Here is an 18,646-nt window from a genome sequence, read left to right on the forward strand (position 1 = left end):
TGTGCGCCAGCGAGGTCGGGGCCAGGCGTTCGACGAGCGGCGCCAGGAGTGGCCGGCAGATTCCGCTACTGGTCCGCGAGGGCGGCGCCGTCTGGTGGCGCACATAAGGCAGCAGAGCAAAGGCTGCGAACGAGCCTCCCGGCCCTGCCTCCCGGCTCTCGGCTCCCGGATCTCGGCTCCAACGCAACGAATCGCCTCAGAGGTCTCGCCACACGCAACGGATCTACGCTCTGCGCAACTCCTAGTGGTGGATCCTGCCGCTCACGCCGCATACCGTTGAGCAACGGCGCCAGCCCGTGGGCCACGGTGGCCGGGCGCGCCCGACCCCTGGGAGCAGGACAATGACGATGGACGCCACCAGCCAGCGCCTGTTGATGTGCCGGCCGACGTACTTCGCCGTCGACTACGCGATCAACCCCTGGATGGACCCGAACGCGCCGGTCGACGCCGCGCTGGCCGTCGGGCAGTGGGAGCAGCTGCGCCAGACGTACCTTGACCTGGGCCACACCGTCGAGGAGATCACTCCGGTGCCCGGCCTGCCCGACATGGTCTTCGCCGCCAACGGCGGCACCGTGATCGACGGCAAGGCGATGGCCGTGCAGTTCCGGGACCCGCAGCGCGCCGACGAGGCGCCAGCGTTCCGGGCCTGGTTCGAGGCCGCCGGCTTCGAGACGTACGACCCGAAGCACGTCAACGAGGGCGAAGGCGACGTCCTGCTGGCCGGTGACCACCTGCTGGCCGGCACCGGCTTCCGTACGGCGCACGCCGCGCACGCCCAGTTGCAGGAGGTCTTCGGCTACCCGGTGATCACCATGCAACTGGTCGACCCGCGCTTCTACCACCTGGACACCGCGTTGACAGTGCTCGACGAGCGGACCGTGGCGTACCTGCCGGAGGCGTTCTCCGCGGGCAGCCAGGCCGTGCTGCGCCGGCTCTTCCCCGACGCGGTGCACGCCACCATGGCCGACGCCGAGGTGCTGGGGCTGAACGCGGTCAGCGACGGGCGGCACGTTGTGCTGCCCGCGCAGGCCACCGACCTGGCCGCCAAGCTGCGCGACCGGGGCTACGAAACCATCGGGGTCGACCTGTCCGAGCTACGTAAGGCCGGCGGCGGACCGAAGTGCTGCACGCTGCGACTCCGTCAGGGAAAGGCAAGCAAGTGATCGTGGATGACAAGCTGCGTACGCCGGGAGCGGTCCGGGACGCCGAGCGCTGGACCGCGCACAACTACCACCCCCTGCCGGTGGTGATCTCGTCCGCCGAGGGCGCCTGGCTCACCGACGTCGACGGCCGCCGCTACCTGGACTGCCTGGCCGGCTACTCGGCGCTGAACTTCGGTCACCGGCACCCGCAGTTGATCGCCGCCGCGCACGCCCAACTGGACCGGCTGACGCTGACCAGTCGCGCGTTCATCCACGACCAGTTCGCCGACTTCTGCCGGGAGCTGGCCGAGCTGTGCGGCAAGGACCTGGTGCTGCCGATGAACACCGGCGCCGAGGCGGTGGAGACCGGGATCAAGGTGGCCCGCAAGTGGGGCTACCAGGTCAAGGGCGTGCCCGCCGGCCAGGCCAACATCGTGGTCGCCGAGGGCAACTTCCACGGCCGGACCACCACCATCGTGAGCTTCTCCACCGACGAGGACGCCCGCGCCGACTTCGGGCCGTACACCCCGGGGTTCACTGTCGTGCCGTACGGCGACCTGGAGGCGCTGACCGCCGCGATCGACGAGAACACAGTGGCCGTGCTGCTGGAGCCGATCCAGGGTGAGCAGGGTGTGGTGGTGCCACCGGAGGGCTACCTGCCGGGCGTACGCCAGGTCTGCACCGAGCGCAACGTGCTGTTCATCGCCGACGAGATCCAGTCGGGTCTGGGGCGTACCGGCGCGACCTTCGCCTGTGACCACGAGGGCGTCGTGCCGGACATGTACCTGCTCGGCAAGGCGCTCGGCGGCGGCATCGTGCCGGTCTCCGCGGTGGCTGCGAACGCCGACGTGCTCGGGGTGCTCAAGCCCGGCCAGCACGGCTCCACGTTCGGTGGCAACCCGCTCGCCTGCGCGGTGGCGATCGAGGTGGTCCGGCTGCTGGCCACCGGCGAGTTCCAGCGCCGCTCGGCCGAGCTGGGTGAGCGGCTGCGGGCCGGCCTGGAAGGGTTGGTCGGCAAGGGTCTGGTCGGGGTACGCGTCCGCGGCCTGTGGGCCGGGCTGGACATCGACCCGGCGCTGATGAGCGGTCGCGAGGCGTGTGAGCGGCTCGCCGAGCGCGGAGTCCTCGCCAAGGACACCCACGGCTCCACCATCCGGCTCGCCCCACCCCTGGTCATCACCGAGGAGGAGATCGACCTGGCGGTGACCCAGCTGGCCGAGGTGTTGGCCGGCTGACCAGGGAACGTGCTGAAGGGCGGGCGTCGGAGTTCCGACGCCCGCCCTTCGCGTCAGGGGCGGGGCAGGCGCATCGCCATCGTGGGTGCCTCGGCCATCACCGAGGTGGGAGTGAACGGAGCGCCGGTGGGCAGCTCCTCGGCCCGACCGATCTGCACCCCCGGGTACAGCTCGATCATGTCGTTCTCGCCCAGCACCCGGGACTGCTGCGGCGCCAGCGGGATCCGGTCCGACTCGGTCATCGAACCGCCCGGCCGGATGCCCGAGCCGTTGGTGCTGACGTCGGTCACGATGACCTCGCCGACCCGCAGCTCGAAGCGGACGTGACCACGGCTGATCCAGCGCCGGGCCTCGTCGTTGAGCCACTGGCCGAGCATGATCCCGCCGTCCTGCTCGGGAGCCCGACCGGCAACGATCGGCTGTTCCTCGCTGAGCACGAACCGCCGTCGGACCAGGCCGCCGACGCGCACCGCGAGCACCTCGGTACGCGGACGCGGGCCGCCGTCACCGAGCCGTGCGCCGTGTCGGGGGCAGGTCGGCACGCCGTTGCGCAGCGCGGGCGGCGGCTGCGCGGCGGGGCTGCGGTCGGCACCCCCGGCCAGGTCGGCGAACGCGCCACCCCCACCACCGCCGCCGAACAGCGCGCAGCCCGACTCCGGGCAGCGCCACTGGCGGGCCAGCAGCTTGACGCCGGTCGGCGACCGTTTGCCGGCCACCGGCGAGTGGCCACCACCGACGTGCGCGATGAACACCGGCCCGCCGGCGCCGGGCACCGGCGCGACCACCCGACCGGGCTGCTCGACCAGCCACGGGAAACGCCCGCGCAGCCCGTCGAAGCGGACCCGGCTGAGCACCGGCAACCCGAGCAGGTCGGCGACCTCCAACATCCGGTCACCCGGGTTGTCCAGCACCTCGACGAGCCCGTCGTCGGCCCAGCGGCGAACGACCATCCGCTCGTTGGAGGTGAGGTCGGCGTCGGAGAGCAACGCCCGGTGCACCACCGCGTAGACCTGGACGCTGTCCTCCTCCAGCTCGCGGGAGAGCGCGTCGATGACCATGCCGAGGCGCAGCAGGCTGGCCGGCCGACCACCGTCGATGTCCTGGTAACGGATCACCTCGGCCAGGTCGATCACGGCTCGGGCCAGTGACGGGTCCGTGCAGACCCGGCCCTCGATGGCATCCAGAACCTTGCTGATCTCGAATCTCATGCCGCACTCCGGACGATGTCGTCAATTCGCCGGGCCAGCTCGATGTCCCGGTGGGTGACCCCACCGGCCGAGTACGTGACACAGCGGAAGGTCAGGGTCCGCCATCGGATGTCGATGTCGGGATGGTGGTCGAACTCCTCGGCCACCGTCGCCACCCGGTCCACCACCGCGATGGCCGCCGGGAAACTGCCGAGCTGGACGGTACGACCGATGCCGGTCGGGTCACCCGACCAGTCGGGCAACCGGCTCAGCTCTTCTCGCACCGCGTCCGCGGTGAGCAGGTCTGCCATGACCAGACCCTACCGGTGGCGCGTCCGGCGAGCCGGATCCGCTCCCTCGAGCCCAGGGTTTCCGCCAAGCGGTGCCGGCCAGGAACACGACGGCGGGGCGGCATCATCAGATGCCGCCCCGCCGATCGATGTCGTGACGGCCGCGTAACGGCCGGTCTGGTCAGCCGCGCAGCGGCGCGCCCACCTCGTGCAGGTGACCGAGTGCCTGCCGGTACGACTCGACAAGCCCGGTCTCGGCGTACGGGATCCCCTGCTCGACGCAGTAGGCCCTGACGATGGGCTGGGCCCGGCGCAGGTTGGCGCGGGGCATGTTCGGGAAGAGGTGGTGCTCGATCTGGTAGTTGAGACCGCCGAGGGCGGTGTCCACGAGTCGGCTGCCGCGTACGTTGCGGGAGGTCAGCACCTGCTTACGCAGGAAGTCCAACTCGTCTTCGGCGGTCGGCATCGGCATGCCCTTGTGGTTCGGCGCGAACGCGCACCCCATGTAGAGGCCCCACAGGGCCTGGTGCACGACGGCGAAGAGCAGCGCCTTGACCGGGGACATGACCGCCAGCAGCAGCGCGACATAGCCGACGGTGTGCGCAAGGAGCAGCGCCGCCTCGGCCGCCCGGTACCGCATCGGCACGGTGTACCCGCCGTTCGGCTCCCGGCCGACGATGGCCCGGATGCTCGCCACGTGCAGGTTCAGGCCCTCCAGCAGGAGCATCGGGAAGAAGAGGTACGCCTGCCGCTTGGCCATCCAGCGACCGATCCCACGGGTCTCCAGCGCCTGTTCGTGCGTCCACACCAGGGCGCCCGCGCCGACGTCCGGGTCCTCGTCCTCGTGGTTCGGGTTGGCGTGGTGCCGGTTGTGCTTGTCGACCCACCAGCCGTAGCTGAGCCCGACCGCCGCGTTGCCGGCGAACAGGCCCACCAGCTCGCTGGGGCGACGCCGACGGAACATCTGGCGGTGCCCGGCGTCGTGGCCGAGGAACGCGACCTGCGTGGTGGCCACCGCCATCAGGGCCGCGAGGGGAAGCTGCCACCAGGAGTCGCCGAGCAGGAACACGGCCACCCAGCCGGCCACGAAGGCGCCGAGGGTGAGCACGATGCGGGTGACGTACCAGCCGGGGCGCCGCTCCAGCAGGCCCGCCTGGCTGATCAGTCGGGACAACTGTGCGTAGTCACTGCCTCGCCGTCGTACCGGCGGTTCCGCCACCGCTCCGAGCGCCATCGCTGCTCCCGTTCCACTTGCGCCCGCGCCAGGATGGTTCGGGCTTGCTGTCAAGTCTCCTGATCGCGGTAGCGGTGAGTAACCCCGACAGCCCCCGAATGGGGGGTAGGGCAGGCCCTACCCCTACGGGTTCGGCTCAGCTCAGTCGGCCCACCGCGGCGCGCAGTCGAGCCAGGTCACGTCGACGCCGCTCGTAGGTGGCGGCGAGCCCGACCAGTGCCAGCCCGCCGATTCCCAGGTAGATCCACCGGGGCAGCAGATCCCACCCCCGGGCCAGCTCGTGCAGCGCCAGCAGCGTCAGCGCTCCGCCGCCGAGCAGCACCGGCGCCTGCCACCGGCGGGTTGCGCCGGCCAGCACCGCGCCGGTCGCCGCCGCGCCGAGCAGCAGTCGCCGCCAGGGCTGTGGGTCCGCCCCGGCCAGCACCGACACGAGGCTGGGCAGCAACGCCGCGACCAACCCCGGGCCGAGGGCCGGCCAGCTGGTCAGCCCCGGCCGGGTGCGCAGCGCCAGCAGACCCGCTCCGATGGCGAGCGCCGCGGCCGGCAGCGTGTACGCCTCCAGCACTGTCACCCCTCCGGCTGCCAGCAGCACCCAGGCCCCGAGCAACTCACTGCCGGCGGCGATCCCGGCGAACGCCCACCGCCGGCCGGCCGGTTCACCCCGGCGCAGCAGCCGCAACGCGACGGCGGCACCCCAGAGCACGCAGATGGTGGCGAGGTGCCGCGCCGCCTCGACGGCGAGCACCGCCGCCACCAGCGCGACGGCCTGCGCGGCGGCGTCCAGCACCCGTCCCAGCCGGACCCGCGTCGGGGTGACCGCGGCGGCGACCAGCACCAACGCGGCCACCCCCAGCAGTGGATACGAGGCAGCCCGCAGGGGCAGCCCACCGGCGAGGGGCGCGGTCACCGCCAACGCGGACGCCGCGCCCACGGCGGCGAGACAGCCGGCGACCCGTACCTCGAACCGGCGCGCGCCGGCGGCGACCGCGACCGCCGCCACCAGCAGCGCCCCCTCGGCGGCAAGCGTCCCGGCCCGGGTGGCCAGCAGACCGAGCACACCGGAGGCCACCAGCACCACGCCCACCGGCACGGCGACCGGTGTGAGCGCCGGGCGCGCGGCGGCCAGCGCGGTGAACAGCAGCGCCGCCAGGCCGGCGAGCAGAACGGCGGCCGGTAGCACCGGCCACGGCGCGCCGATCGCGATGAGCAGCACCGGCAGCGCCGCCGCGAGGAACGGCAGCGCGGCCGGCACCGGCAGGCCGACCCGCCGACCGGCCAGCGCACCGGCCACCGCCAGCACGACCAGCGCGAACCCGACCGGGAGCACCGTCGGGTCGGCGACGACGGTGGGCGCCCCCGACCACACCCGGCCCCAGCCGCCGTAGGGCGACCCGAGCGCGGTCAGCACTGTAGGCAGGGCCGCCAGGACGGCGACCACCGCCAGCGTTCCGCCGGCCGCCAGTAACAACGCCGACCGGGCCGACTCGCGCCCGTCAACCGCCGGCCGCTTCCCGAGGGCCGCCTGGCCGGAGGCGCTCGCCGACGGCAGCCAGCCGGCGACGAACGCGACACCCAACGCGGCCAGCGCCGCGTACGGCGCGAGCGGCTCGTCACCCGCCGCGACCAGCGGCGCGAGGCCGGGCACGGTCACCGCGGCGACGGCGCCGGTCACCGCGTACCCGATCAGCTCCACCCGGTGGCGACGGACCGCGAGGGCCGCGACCAGCGACAACCCGGCGGCGGCCAGCGCGAGCCGGGCCTGCCACCAGGGCGGCCCGCCCACGACGAACGTCGCCACCGCCGCGATCGCGGGCAGCGCGAGCTGCCCGACCAGCAGACCCGTACCGGCCACCTCCCGGTACGCGCCGGCCCCCTGTCGGACGGCCAGCGCCAGCCCGACCACGGCGAGCACGCCGAGCGCCACCAGGGCACCGGCCGGGGCGGCCAGGGCGACCAGCAGCCCGTGCCCGAGCAGGACTGCACCGCCGAGCGCACGCGAGCGCAGGGCGACGGGCGGGGTGGTCGGACGGGCCAGTACGGCGAGCAGCAACGCGACCCCGCCGACCAGGTCGATGGCCACCACCTGAGGCCAGGAGGCCGTCCAGCCGGCGGGTACGGCGAACAGCACCGCCGCCGCGCCGGCCGTGGCGAGCACCGCCCGCGTGCTGGCAGGGAGCAGCAGCACCGTGGCGCCGATCGTCAGTGCCACCGCCGGTGCCAGCTGCCAACCCCAGCTCAGGTCCGGCCCCGTCCCAGCCCCGCCCCAGGGCGGCAACGACCGGCCGACTGCGGCGACCGCCAGCCCGACGGTGATCAACAGGGTGACCTGCGCCGTGCCGGCCGCGACGAACAGCGCGCCGGCTCGCGGACCGGTCCGCCAACCGCCGCCACCGTCCACCGCCGCCAACGCCGGCAGGAACCGCACGGCGGCGGCCATCCCCAGCGCCACAGTCGCCGCCGCGAGCAGCAGCACTGACGGCCGCAGCTCCGCCACCGGACGCAGCAGGGCGGCGGCGAGCACCGGCACCAGCAGCCCTGCCGCCACCGCCCGCAGCGCCCGCCCCCCGACGAGCCAGGCCGCGCCGAACCCGGTCAGCGCGACCAGCAACAGCGGCACCCCGGCCAGCAGTGGCGAGCCCCCCGCCCGCCCACCGACCAGCGGCACCACCGCGCACGCCGAAGCGCCCACCAGCGCGGCGACGTGACCGGTGCCGGCCAACACCCGGCCGACGAGCTGCGCCGCTCCTCCCCGACCACGCAGCGCGGCCAGCACGGCCAGGTTCAGCGACGCCACCCCGAGCAGGACCAACGCCCACCCCGCCGCACCCAGCCCGGCCTCGGCGGCGAGCAGCGGCAACGCCGGCTGGGCGGCCACCAGGGCGGCGAACCAGGGCCCCGTCAACCCGCTCCACCGGCCGTACGCCACGGCGACCGCCGCGCTGGCCCCCCCGACCAGCGCGGCGTACCGGCTGCCCGGCCAGCCGGTCACGCCCGCCAGGTCCACCGACCAGGCCGCGTAACCGTCCAGCACCACCAGCAGCAACCCCACCGCGGCGAACGTCTCCGCCGTGCCGCGCAGCCCTCGGCGGACCGCCAGCAGCGGTACGCCCAGCGCGAGCGCGGTGAACGCCACCAGAATCAACGCCCGGCCGGCGACCCCCACCGCCGCCCAGGCGACCGCGGTGAACACCACCGCCGCGGTGCCCAGCAGGAGTCCACCGAGGACGAAGAGCAGACCCTGGACCGTCCGGGTCGAGGTCTCCGCCGCACCCGGCCGCGAACCCGTCGCGACGCCGGGGCCCGGGCCGATGAACGGCGCCGGGCCGGCGGCAGGCACCGGGCGCGCCACGACCGGGGCCGCCAGCCCGGCGCGGACGACCGCGGCCAGTTCGGCTCGCCGCCCGGACACTGTCGACAACCGTCCGGCCAGCTCGGTGTACGTGCGACGAGCCCGCTCCACCTGCGGCTCAAGCTCGGCGACCTCCCGGCTCAGCCGAACCACCTCGGCGGCGATCGGGTCGGGTGCGCGCCGGCAGCCGGAGCATCCGGCGCTCAGATCGGCCGGTGCGCCGCAGGCGGGGCAGGGGTAACGGGTGTCGTCCACCGGGTCATCATCGACAACCGACCGGGGTGCGACCCAGAGTGCGCGTACTCAGGATCGGGTGTGCTCGTACACCCAGGTGGCGTAGTCGGGGTTACCGCTCTCCACCCTGGACACCAGGATCTCCGGCACCTCGTACGGGTGGCTGACCCGGATCTGATCCAGCAACGCGGTGAGCCGATCCGGTGCGGTCTTGAACTGCACCGACCACTCGGTGCTCGTCTCCATCCCGGACCGCCACCAGTAGGTACTGTCCACCTGACCACCCACCTGGGCGCAGGCGGCGAGCCTGCCGGCGACGGCCGCAGCCGCCAGCACGTCGGCGACCGAACGCGCGTCCACCACCGTTGTCACCACGCAGATCTCGTCCACGCCCGCACCCTACGCGGACATTTACCGATTAGCGGCGATCCAGGCATCAATCTGCGCCCACCAGTCGAAGAGCCAGTCGATGCGTTGCTGCCGTCCGGTCGGTACGTCCTCCGGCGGCACGGACCAGAACCTCATCACGATCCGCTTGTCCATCGGCAGTTCCCGCCACACGTCGGCGACGGTGAGCATCCGGTCCAGACCGGTGTGGGCGACGAAGATGACCCCGGCGTCGGGTGCGGCGTCCAGCGCGGCGAGCATCCCACCGGGCTGCGGGGCGAGCACGTGGCGCATCCGCTCGGCGCGCAGGGCCATCCGTTCCAGGCCGAGGGAGCGCAACCGGGCGATGGCGCGCAGCCGTCGCCGGGGGGTGAAGTTGCCGCCCTCGGGGAAGATCACGAACGCGTCGTTGTCGTCCAGGCCGGTGGCGAGGTGCCCGACCTGGCGTACCGTCTCCTCGCCGCGCTCCGGAGTCGGCGCGATGAACCGGTTGGGCAGCCGGTTGAGCAGCACGTCGATCGCCGGATCCCACTGGAGGCTGTCCTTGAGGACGATCCGAGGCTCCCGGTGGAACCAGTTGACCAGCCCGTGGATCAGGATGAACGAGTCGCCCGGCCCGGCGTGCCGACAGAGCACCAGCTCGGGCCGGCCGGGCAGCGCAGTGTCCGGGTCGGTGCCCACCACGTCGATGCTCAACCGCAGTGTCCACCGTGCCTGCCAGAACAGCACCCGCAGGAACCAGCCGGCCAGCACGTAGTGCGCGCGCTGGAAGGCCGGCGACCGGGTCCGCCAGCCGAAACCGGAGACGACCCAGAGCACGAAGAGCGCGAGCAGCGCGGCAGCGTCCCAGACCAGGTAGAAACAGCCGATCCAGAGCAGTCGCAGTGGACGCAACCGGCCCGGGACCAGCGGCGACGCGGCAGCGGCCAGCAGCGCCCAGATCGGCAACGTGGTGACCACGAGGAAGGCGAGCAGCACGACGGCGGGCGCGAACAGCAACCGACGCAGCCACCGCGGAGGTAACGGCATCAACGCTCCTGGTGGGCGGCGAGGTAGCGCCGGGAGGCCGTGTACGCGCGACTGATCCGACGTCCCACCGCCGCCATGTCCCGGTACGCCCACGGCGTGTCGTCGCGGGGGTTGAGCCCGCCGGTCGGCAGGACGTGCACCTCCACCCCCTCCGGCAGAGCCGCCAACTCCCGGAAGAAGCGGTGCCGGCGGGAAATCTCGAACGCGACCTGCGCGATCTCCCACGGCCGACGGGGTGGAGTCAGCTCCCGTTCGATCCGACCGACCTGGAGGACGTAGATCCGGCGGGCGCCGACGGCCACCGCCTCGCCGATGGGGATGGAGTTGACGATGCCGCCGTCCACGTAGTGCGCGCCGTCGATCTCCATCGGCGGTAGCAGGCCCGGCACCGAGGCCGACGCCATCACCGCCGGCACCACCGGACCACTGTCGAACCAGTGCTCGGCGGCTCGCTCGATGTGGGCGGCACAGCACCGGAACGGCACCCGCAGGTCGGCGAAGGTGGTGTCCACCCCCAGCTCGGTCTCCAACAGGCGGCGCAGCGGCCGGGGCGAGTGCAGGTGGGTGCGGGCGGCGAAACGGCGCAGCTGCCGGGCGACCGAGTCGCCGTACACCTCGCTCGCCTCGGGTGAGGCCCAGAGCCGGACCAGCCGGTCGGTCACCGCCTCGGACGGGTCGGCGGCGACCAGCGCGCCGTTGACCGCGCCGATCGAGGTGCCGAGGACCATGTCGGGTTGGATGCCGGCCCGGAACAGGGCACGCAACATGCCGACCTCGACCGCGCCGAGCACTCCCCCGCCGCCGAGCACGAACGCCACCGGTCCCCCCGCCATGTCGTCCATCCTGGCACGGGCCCGCCGCCGACCGGTGGGCCGCTGTCGGCCGGCGGTCGGCGCACGGCAGGCACCGTCCGTCGACGGCCGGCGGCGACGGCGTTGACAGGCAGGACACATTCGCGCAACCTGATACCGCTCCCACCCCTGAGGCAGGTGCGATCCGTGAAGGCAGCGCTGCATCCGGGCCGATTGCTGGCTCGCAGATACCGACTTCTGGACCAGATCGGCGCCGGTGGCATGTCGGTCATCTGGCGTGCCCGGGACGAGGTACTGGACCGGGTGGTCGCGCTCAAGGTGCTCGCCCCGTCACTCGCCGCGGACGCGCGGTTCCGGGGAATGGTGCGCGAGGAGGCACGGGCCGCCGCCCAGTTGGTGCACCCGCACCTGACCTCAGTGCACGACTACGGCGAGACGGTCGACCCGGACGGCTCGATCACCTCGTTCGTGGTGATGGAGCTGCTCAACGGCGAGGAGTTGAAACTTCGGCTCACCGAGGGGCCGCTGCCGTGGACCGAGGCGGTCCAGGTGGGCGCGCAGGTGGCGGACGCGCTGGCGGCGGCGCACCGGCTCGGCATCGTGCACCGGGACATCACCCCCGCCAACGTGATGATGACCGGGACGGGCGTCAAGGTGCTCGACTTCGGCATCGCCACCCGGATCGGCGCGCCCGACGAGGACGAGGACGGCGAGACCTTCGGCACCCCGGCGTACGTCGCACCGGAACGTCTCGACGGCGCGCCGGCCCAGCCGTCCACCGACGTGTACTCGCTCGGCGTGCTGCTGCACGAGGCGCTCACCGGCCGGGTCCCGTATCCGGCGGACACCTGGGAGCAGCTCAGCGCCGCGCTGGCCAGTGGCCCGCCGCCGACGCTGGCCGATCTACCGGACCTGCCCGCGCCGGTGGCCGAGATCTGCCTGCGCAGCCTCGCCCGGAATCCGGCCGACCGGCCGACCGCCCGGCAGGTCGCCACCGCGCTCCGCGACCATTCGCTGCCCGCCGAGCCCTCGACGGCGACCATCCGGGTGCCCACCCAGCCCCTGCCACCACAGTCGACCGCCGTCGCGACGGCCGGCGTCCCGGCGGCGGCGCGACTGGATGGAGCCGCCTCGGACGGCGGAGCCTCCTCCAGCGAGGGCGAGCCGCCGACCGGGTCGGGCTGGTCGCGGCGGCGACTGGTGTTGCTGCTGCTGGTGCTGGCCGTCGGGGTGACAGTGGCCGGGGTGGCGCTGCTGCCCGAACAGCAGCCGACCCGCCGGGCGCAGCCCTCCGCCGGGCCGGTGACGACCCCGTCGACCGACCCGCCGACCCCCCAGCCGTCCACGCCGATCACGTCCGCCCCGCCGACCCCGACGCCCTCGACGAAGCCGACCGCCGGGGCGCCCACCTCGAACCCGGGCACCCTCACCGAGGTCGCGAGCCGGGTCGACGGGTTGATCGGCACCGGGCTGAGCGCCGGCGAGATCCGCGAGGACGTGGCCCTCGACCTGCGCAACGAGCTGCGCAACCTGACCGTCGCGGTCAGCTCCGGCCGCGAAGAGCTGGCGCCGCCGGTGGCCCGGCTGCGCGCCAAGGTCGCCGTCCGTCTCGGTGAGGGCGGCATCAGCGCGGCGTACGCCTCCCGGCTCGACGCCGCCATCGCCGAGCTGGGCGCGACCGGCGCCTGACCCGGCGACACCGGTGGGTCAGCGCACCGGCACCCGGGCCGGTTCACGGACGTCGTGCCGGCCGAGGCCGAAGCGCCGATAGACCTCGGCGTAGCCGCTCGCCATCCGCTCGACCGAGAAGTTCCGGGCCACGTGCGCCACGCAGTCCTCCGGGTCGAGTCGCTCCGCCGCGAGCAACGCCGCGGGCAGCTCCTCCGACCGCTCGACGACGAGCCCGGTCAGCCCCGGCCGCACCAGCTCCGGCACCGCACCCCGGTTGAGCGCCACCACCGGCGTGCCGGTGGCCATCGCCTCCAGCATCACCATGCCGAACGGCTCGTCCCACTGGATCGGCATGATCAGGCAGCGCGCGTCGACGAGCATCCGCAGCGTCGTCGCGCGGTCCGCGTTGAGCACCACTGTCACGTCCTCGTCGACCATCGGCGCGACGACCTGCTCGTAGTAGCGGCGCTCGGCCGGCTCGTTGCACTTGCCGGCCAACACCAGGGGCAGTCCGGCCGCCCGGCACGCCCGGATGGCGGTGTCCGGGCCCTTGTCCGGGCTGAACCGGGCCAGCCACAGCACCGGCCCCGCGCCGGGCGTGTGCTTGCGCGGGAAACCCCGGATGTCGAGTGCGTTGTGCACGGTGCCGGCCCAGGGCAGGCTCGGGTTCAGCCGACGCTGGGCGTGCGAGATGGCCACCAGCGCGACGCCCGCGTCGATGTCGCTCAGCACGTCGCCGTACTCCCCCACGGGGTTGCCGTGCACCGTCGCGACCGTCGGCACGGCCCGACGGCCGGCGACCAGCGGACCGATCGTGGTGTGGTCGTGGATCACGTCGAAGTCGGCCGGGCTGATCAGCCGATTCACCCGGGCCAGGTGTGCCAGCTCGGGCAGTGACTCGCCGAGCCGCTCGTACTGGACCTCGGCCACTGTGGAGACGAAGCCGTCGGCCGCCGTGCCGTGGTCACCTCCGGCGCCGAACAGGGTCACCGAGTGCCCCTGCCCGCACAGCGCGTCCACCAGGCCGGCGACGACCTGCTCAAGGCCGCCGTAGCCGGGCGGCGGCACTGACAACCACGGCGGAACCACCATCGCGATGCGCAACGACCGCTCCTCGGGGCGGCCCGCAGGCGGGTGGTTCACGGCCACGAGTCCTCCCCGTTGCTCCCCGGTACGGCGGCACCGCTGGTCGGCGGGGGTTTCCCGGTGGCGTCCGAGGTAAACCGGACATGGCGGACGGCGATCACCCGCCCACCAGGAGCTGGTCGTGGACCACCCGCACCCCGGGCGCGGACCACGCCACCCGTTCGACCTGGTCACGTTCCCACCAGGAACGGACCACCCCGGCGAGGACCAGCGTGTCGCCGTCCACCTCGACGGTCACCCGCTCGCCGCCGAGCGTGCGCAGCAACGCCCGCTGGACGTCCCGCCGCAGCCGCTCGGCGTCCGGTGGCGCTGCGGGTCGTACCTCGATCAGGTTGGTGATCCCCCGGCCGCCGTCGAGCCGGCGCACCTCGCCCTCGGCGGCCCGCCGCTGCCACCCGAACTCGACCTCGCCGCGCAGCATCAGCCAGCCGTTGGCCACTGTCACGTCCAGCCGTTCGGCGGGCACGAAGCTGTCCCACTCCAGGGCGCGGGTGGCGGCGTCGGCGACCTCGGCGTCGGTACGCCCCGGGGTGCCGGGCAGCCGCACCTCCATCTCGTCGGCCACCGCCCGTACGCCGCGAACCCGCTGTGCGCATCGCGTCGCGGCCCAACCGCGAGCGGCACCGTCCACGAACCCGGTCAGGGTGACCACGCCCTGGTCGACCGTCACCCCGACATCGTTCGGTTGCAGTTGGGGGTCCCAGGCCAGCTCGGCCAGGACGTCGCGTTGGATCCGCTGGTCCTCGCGGACACCCGCCACCTCGGTCATGGCACTCCACCCCCGGTTTCGGTCGTCGCCCTGCGAACGTGCCGGGCGGACGGGTGACGGCGGTTCACCCGATCCGGGTGAACCGCCGTCCGGTCGTAAAGAAGCGGCGGGTGACGGAGCCGACCCCCTCGGCCCCGCCACCCGCCGCTGGAGGGAGGAAGCAGGTTCAGTAACTGGTCAGGACGTCTCGGCGAGCGTCACGGTCGCCGACTTCTCGACACCGTTGCGCTTGAACTGCACCTCGACCCGGTCGCCGACCTTGCCGGCCTGCACCGCGCCGACCAGGTCGTCCGAGTCGTTGACGGGCTTGTCGCCGAACCGGGTGACGACGTCGCCGCGCTGGAGGCCGGCCTTCTCCGCCGGGCTGCCCGGGGTGACCGACGCGACGAGGGCGCCGCCGCCCTCGGCCGGGTTCACGCCGACTCCGAGCGACGGGTGGCTGACCTTCTCGCCACGCTGGAGCTTGCCCGCGACGTCCTTGGCCTTGTTGCTGGGGATGGCGAACCCGACACCGATGTTGCCGGTGCTCTGCCCAGAGGTCGCGATGGCGGTGTTGACGCCGATCACCTCGCCCCGGGTGTTGACCAGCGCGCCGCCGGAGTTGCCGGGGTTGATCGGGGCGTCCGTCTGGAGCAGGCCGGAGATCGAGCTGACCGCCTGGCCCTGCTGCTGGGTCGGGTCCTGCGGCTGCCCCTCACCGGCCCGGATGGTGCGGTCCCGGGCGCTGAGGATGCCGGAGGTCACCGAGCCCTGCAGACCGAGCGGGCTGCCCAGGGCGAGCACCTGGTCGCCGACCTGCATGGCGTCGCTGTCGCCGAACTTGGCCGGCTTGAGGTCGCTCACCCCGTTGGCCTTCACCACGGCCAGGTCGGTCTTCGGGTCGGTGCCGATGATCTTCGCGTCGGCGGTCTTGCCGTCGGCGAAGACCACCCGCACGGCGTCGCCGGTGGCGGACGCGACCACGTGGTTGTTGGTCAGCACGTACCCGTCGGCGCTGAGCACCACTCCGGAGCCCTCACCGCTGCCGGTGGTGATCGAGACGACGCTGTCCTGCACCGACGCGGCGATCTTCGGCAGGTCCGCGCCATTGATCACGGGAGCCGCGGAGTAGGTGCGGGTGATGCCGCCGCCGTCGCCGTCGAGGGCGAGCGCGAGCGCACCACCCGCGACACCGGAACCGAGCATCAGGGCGAACACCGCCACGCCGGCACCGGCGAACTTGGCGATTCGACCCGGCCGGGGGCCGCTGCCGGGCGGCGCGACCTGCGGGCCCCACGGCGGGACCGGCTGGCCCGGGTGCTGTCCGAGGTGCTGCTGGTGCTGCGGGTGCTGCCCGGGGTGCTGCTGGTGCTGCGGGTGCTGCGGGTGCTGCCCGGGGTGCTGCTGGTGCTGGGCGTACGGCATTCCCGGCTGGCCCCCGCCGGCCCAGCCGGACTGCTGGCCCTGGTACCAGGGGGCACCGGGATAGTGGCCGGCCGGCTGCGGGTAGCCGGGCTGGCCAGGCGCCGGGTGACCGGAGACCGGGTACGGCGGTGCGGACGGCGTGGCAGCCGGGCGCTCGTAGCCGGTCGACGGCTCGTACCCGGTCGGCTGGCCGGCGGGCACGGCGTACCCGGGGGGCGCGGCGGCCGGGGTGGCGGCGGTGGTCTCCGCGTCACCGGTGGTGGAGGCGACCGTCGGGTCGCCGCCGGTCGAGACGACCGGTACGGGAGTGGTCGGGGAGTCGGACTGCACACGCTCGTCGCGCGGCAGCTCGGCGGTGGGGTGCGACGGCTCGGCGTCGGTGGGGGCCGGCCGGCGCTGCGGGTCGGACTCGAACTCGGTCATGCCACTACCTTCTCCCCCGGCACTGCAATCAACCTGGAACCGTCCTGGAAGTTGGCTGAAAGTCACTCGCCCGATCCGTCGACCTGTGGCAGCAGCGGCAGCCGCACCCGGAAGGTGGCCCCGCCGCCGGGCGTCTCGGCCACCTCGACCAAGCCGTGGTGGGCGGCGACCAGCGCCGCCACGATGGCCAGGCCAAGGCCGGTCCCGGTGTTGCCGTCGGCTCGTCGGGTACGGGCCGCGTCGGCCCGGTAGAACCGTTCGAAGACGCGTTCCGCCTGCTCGGGCGAGAGACCGGGGCCGGTGTCGACCACCTCCACGACGGCGAAGCCCCCGGGTTCGGCGCGCAGCCGTACCCGGACATCAGCCTCCGGTGGGGTGTGCGTGAGCGCGTTGGTGACCAGGTTGCCGATCACCTGCCGCAGCCGCGCGTCGTCGGCGGAGACGACGAGCGGGCCGGATTCGGGCGCGATCTCCAGCTCGATCCGCCGGTCCGGTGCCATCGCCCGCGCCGCCTGCACCGCGTCGGAGGCGAGCACCGGCAGCTCGACCGGGGTCAGCGAGAGCGGTCGTTCCATGTCCAACCGGGCGAGCAGCAGCAGGTCCTCCACCAGCAGTCCCATCCGGGCGGCCTCGTCTTCGATCCGGCGCAGCAGGCCGGCGGTCTGCTCCGGTTCGCGGGCCGCGCCCTGCCGGTACAGCTCGGCGAAGCCACGAATGGTGGTGAGCGGAGTCCGCAGCTCGTGCGAGGCGTCGGCGACGAACTGCCGCATCCGCTCCTCGGAGCGGATGGCCCGCGCCTCGGACGCCTGAGCTGCGGCGGCGGCATCCCGGGCGGCGCTCTCCGCCCATCGGGCCGAGGTCTCCGAAGCGGCTCGGGCGGTGAACGCCGCCTCGATCTGGGTGAGCATCGCGTTCAGCGCGCGCGACAGCCGGCCCAGTTCCGAGGTTGGCTCGGCCTGGCCCTCCTCCGGGTCGGGCACCCGACGGGTCAGGTCACCGCCGGCGATCGCGGCGGCGGTCTGTTCGATCTCGACGAGGGGCTTGAGGCTGGTCCGGACGATCGCGGCGCCGACCGAGGCCAGCATGATCAGCACTGCGCCACCGACCAGGAGGTCTATCCAGACGAGCTGCTTCACCGCCCGGTCCACCTCGGTCAGCGGCTGACCCACGGCCAGCACCGAGCCGTCCGGCTGGGGGGCGTAGTACACCCGCCAGCGGGTGAGGCGATCGTGTGAGATGACGGTGCGCGGCTCGCCCTCCGCCGCCTCGAAGTCCTTGCGGGTGGCGGGAAACGTGGGCAGCTGTGCGGGGTAGAAGTTGCGCGTGTCGTACTGGGGGTCGTACACCTGCCGCTCGTCGGCCACGATCACGACGTAGTCGCTGGGCAGCATCGCGCCGACCTCACCGCTGCGCAGCTTCTGAAGAAACTGGCCGAGGCCCTGGGCGGTCGACCGGACCTGCCCGTCGACCTGGCCCTCCAGGTAGTTGCGGAGGAAGTACGCGGTCAACGAGCTGATCACCAGAAGTGCGACGGCGACCAGCGCGAGCACCGAGGCGACCAGCTTCACCCGCAGCGGAACGCTGCGCACCCGCCCCTTCGCCTGCTGGACTGCGTTCACGCCGCCGGCTTGCGCAGGACGTACCCGACCCCGCGAAGAGTGTGGATCAGCCGGGGCTGGGTGGTGTCGACCTTGCGCCGCAGGTACGAGATGTAGGACTCGACGATGTTGTCGTCGCCACGGAAGTCGTAGTTCCAGACGTGGTCGAGGATCTGCGCCTTGGACAGCACCCGGTTGGCGTTGAGCATCAGGTACCGCAGCAGCTTGAACTCGGTCGGCGAGAGCTGCACCCGCTGGCCGGCCCGGTGCACCTCGTGGGTCTCCTCGTCCAGCTCCAGGTCGGCGAAGGTGAGCCGGGACGGGGCCTGCTCGCCGGTGGTGGTGCGACGCAGCACGGCGCGGATCCGGGCGGTCAGCTCCTCCAGGCTGAACGGCTTCGTGACGTAGTCGTCGCCACCCAGGGTCAGCCCACGGATCTTGTCGTCGGTGGCGTCCCGGGCGGTCAGGAACACCACGGGGGTACGCGTGCCGCCCTCGCGGAGCATCCGGATGACCTCGAAACCGTCGAGGTCGGGGAGCATCACATCGAGTACCACCAGGTCGGGCCGGTGGTCCTTGGCGGCGTTGAGCGCCGCGCTTCCACTTGTCGCGGTGGCCACGTCGAAGCCCGCGAACCGCAGGCTCGCGGAGAGCAGTTCGAGGATGTTGGGGTCGTCCTCGACGACAAGCAGTCGCGCCTCGGTCTGGGTAGCGGGCATGGGCCCATCATCGGTGA

The 18,646-nt window shown here is 73.2% G+C and carries 15 protein-coding genes; 3 read left to right on the forward strand and 12 right to left on the reverse strand.

The genetic code is table 11. The features are described 5' to 3' along the window. Positions 1–347: 347 nt before the first annotated feature. Together ddaH and rocD are read left to right on the forward strand one after the other, a co-directional pair. Entirely contained in the window at positions 348–1,163 is an 816-nt protein-coding gene (ddaH, locus tag ABZU43_RS20735; RefSeq protein ID WP_355008238.1) for a dimethylargininase, read from the forward strand. Beyond that, positions 1,163–2,377 carry an ornithine--oxo-acid transaminase gene (gene rocD / locus ABZU43_RS20740; RefSeq protein WP_355008239.1) on the forward strand — a complete coding sequence of 405 codons (1,215 nt, stop codon included), beginning with the start codon at positions 1,163–1,165 and terminating at the stop codon, positions 2,375–2,377. The genes ddaH and rocD overlap by 1 nt, the downstream gene beginning before the upstream one ends. Positions 2,378–2,430: 53 nt before the next feature. Here the strand turns inward: rocD and ABZU43_RS20745 are convergent, their stop codons facing one another. The 7 genes from ABZU43_RS20745 to ABZU43_RS20775 all read right to left on the reverse strand — a co-directional run bounded on the left by ABZU43_RS20745 (position 2,431) and on the right by ABZU43_RS20775 (position 10,920). Next, the gene (locus ABZU43_RS20745; RefSeq protein WP_355008120.1) at positions 2,431–3,585 is read right to left on the reverse strand and encodes an FHA domain-containing protein; all 1,155 of its coding nucleotides are present in this window, start codon (positions 3,583–3,585) and stop codon (positions 2,431–2,433) included. Further along, positions 3,582–3,875 carry a 4a-hydroxytetrahydrobiopterin dehydratase gene (locus ABZU43_RS20750; RefSeq protein ID WP_355008121.1) on the reverse strand — a complete coding sequence of 98 codons (294 nt, stop codon included), beginning with the start codon at positions 3,873–3,875 and terminating at the stop codon, positions 3,582–3,584. Before ABZU43_RS20750 ends, ABZU43_RS20745 begins: the two co-directional genes overlap by 4 nt. Positions 3,876–4,035: 160 nt before the next feature. Continuing rightward, positions 4,036–5,088: an acyl-CoA desaturase gene (locus tag ABZU43_RS20755; protein ID WP_355008122.1), complete on the reverse strand. Its 1,053-nt coding sequence runs from the start codon at positions 5,086–5,088 to the stop codon at positions 4,036–4,038. Between the two features lie 136 nt (positions 5,089–5,224). Then, positions 5,225–8,692: a hypothetical protein gene (locus tag ABZU43_RS20760; RefSeq protein ID WP_355008123.1), complete on the reverse strand. Its 3,468-nt coding sequence runs from the start codon at positions 8,690–8,692 to the stop codon at positions 5,225–5,227. Positions 8,693–8,740: 48 nt separating this feature from the next. Continuing rightward, complete coding sequence (cutA, locus tag ABZU43_RS20765) at positions 8,741–9,061, reverse strand: divalent-cation tolerance protein CutA (protein ID WP_091406014.1); 321 nt, start codon at positions 9,059–9,061, stop codon at positions 8,741–8,743. A gap of 21 nt (positions 9,062–9,082) precedes the next feature. Next, positions 9,083–10,087 (reverse strand): 1-acyl-sn-glycerol-3-phosphate acyltransferase, encoded by a 1,005-nt coding sequence (locus tag ABZU43_RS20770; protein ID WP_355008124.1) that lies wholly within the window; start codon positions 10,085–10,087, stop codon positions 9,083–9,085. Then, entirely contained in the window at positions 10,087–10,920 is an 834-nt protein-coding gene (locus ABZU43_RS20775; RefSeq protein WP_355008125.1) for a patatin-like phospholipase family protein, read from the reverse strand. Before ABZU43_RS20775 ends, ABZU43_RS20770 begins: the two co-directional genes overlap by 1 nt. 165 nt (positions 10,921–11,085) lie before the next feature. On the opposite strand from ABZU43_RS20775, the gene ABZU43_RS20780 reads away from it, so the two are divergent. After that, positions 11,086–12,588, forward strand: coding sequence for a serine/threonine-protein kinase (locus ABZU43_RS20780; protein WP_355008126.1), 1,503 nt, complete (start codon positions 11,086–11,088; stop codon positions 12,586–12,588). Between the two features lie 18 nt (positions 12,589–12,606). On the opposite strand, the gene ABZU43_RS20785 is transcribed toward ABZU43_RS20780, so the two are convergent. From ABZU43_RS20785 to ABZU43_RS20805, 5 genes are all read right to left on the reverse strand, one after another. Continuing rightward, a complete protein-coding gene (locus ABZU43_RS20785) occupies positions 12,607–13,662 on the reverse strand; it encodes a glycosyltransferase family 4 protein (RefSeq protein ID WP_355008240.1) in 1,056 nt (351 codons plus the stop codon). A 151-nt stretch (positions 13,663–13,813) separates the two neighbouring features. Further along, positions 13,814–14,485, reverse strand: a complete 672-nt coding sequence (locus ABZU43_RS20790) for a BON domain-containing protein (protein ID WP_355008127.1) — start codon at positions 14,483–14,485, stop codon at positions 13,814–13,816. A 177-nt stretch (positions 14,486–14,662) separates the two neighbouring features. Continuing rightward, a complete protein-coding gene (locus ABZU43_RS20795) occupies positions 14,663–16,312 on the reverse strand; it encodes a trypsin-like peptidase domain-containing protein (protein WP_355008128.1) in 1,650 nt (549 codons plus the stop codon). A gap of 62 nt (positions 16,313–16,374) precedes the next feature. Beyond that, the gene (locus tag ABZU43_RS20800; protein WP_355008129.1) at positions 16,375–17,931 is read right to left on the reverse strand and encodes a HAMP domain-containing sensor histidine kinase; all 1,557 of its coding nucleotides are present in this window, start codon (positions 17,929–17,931) and stop codon (positions 16,375–16,377) included. Beyond that, the gene (locus tag ABZU43_RS20805; RefSeq protein ID WP_030336721.1) at positions 17,928–18,629 is read right to left on the reverse strand and encodes a response regulator transcription factor; all 702 of its coding nucleotides are present in this window, start codon (positions 18,627–18,629) and stop codon (positions 17,928–17,930) included. Before ABZU43_RS20805 ends, ABZU43_RS20800 begins: the two co-directional genes overlap by 4 nt. Positions 18,630–18,646: the final 17 nt, after the last annotated feature.

This window comes from Micromonospora sp. NPDC005205 (genome assembly GCF_040608275.1).
Taxonomy (GTDB): Bacteria; Actinomycetota; Actinomycetes; order Mycobacteriales; family Micromonosporaceae; genus Micromonospora.